Raw genomic sequence first — 777 nt, 5'->3', positions numbered from 1 at the left:
TATTGTCGGAATGCAACACAATACATATTCCCGAATTGAGACAGATGCAACAGTCTATTTAGTTTCTATTTAGATGTTGATCGATGCCGAAGTCATGCCGGAGCCGTCAATTTCGTACGTGTCAGAGTAAACCGTGCGGCCGGAACGATACTTGGCGAACGAGTGATATGCGTCTTTCGCCACAGGCGTACGTAACGAACAGACGATAACGCCGCCTTCCTCGATCTTCGATTCGTGGTGAATGTGCCCCGTGTAGATGCGCCGCACGTCGCTGGCCGCCCAATCATGTGGCTTGTCGTACGCCATCACAAGCGGCAGATCGCGCATCTTGGTCTTGTCGCCGTGCGTGGCGCCGAGAAAAACCTTGCCTTCGCGATGCCACCAGAAGCGCGACGGCGACCATTCAAAATTGATCCGCTCGTTGTCACGGTACAGGAGCTTGAAAGCAGCGTTCAACGCCACCGTGGCCTTGTCGTCGTGGTTGCCGGGTAAAAGGCGCACCAACACTTCGGAGTGCTTCTGCGCAACAAGATTGATTGTCTCTTCAATCATTTCGATAGCGACGTTCAGCACCTTCGGATAGCGGCCATCGGCGTCAAGGAAGTTGCCCGAGCGTGACGTGACGGGTTCATAGCCGTCGAAATGCAGCATGTCGCCGAGCCCGAGAACAACAGCTTTGCGCGACGGCGGCGTGCGGGCGATCATTCGGCGCATTGCACCCATGATTGTCGCGCGGGCGATCTTCAGGTCGTAATTCTCGCCGGTTTCAGCAGCCCA

Annotated in this window: 1 pseudogene; it reads right to left on the bottom strand. The window is 55.5% G+C overall.

What is annotated here, in order from left to right:
- Window positions 1–69 precede the first annotated feature (69 nt).
- Window positions 70–777 (bottom strand): annotated as a pseudogene (locus ACTJKP_RS27025) (hypothetical protein); the annotation flags it as partial.

Origin of the sequence: Brucella sp. 22210 (assembly GCF_052045675.1) — a bacterium.
Lineage (GTDB): Bacteria > Pseudomonadota > Alphaproteobacteria > Rhizobiales > Rhizobiaceae > Brucella.
Note: the sequence above shows the minus strand (reverse complement) of the source record. Positions and strands in the feature narration are given on the sequence as shown.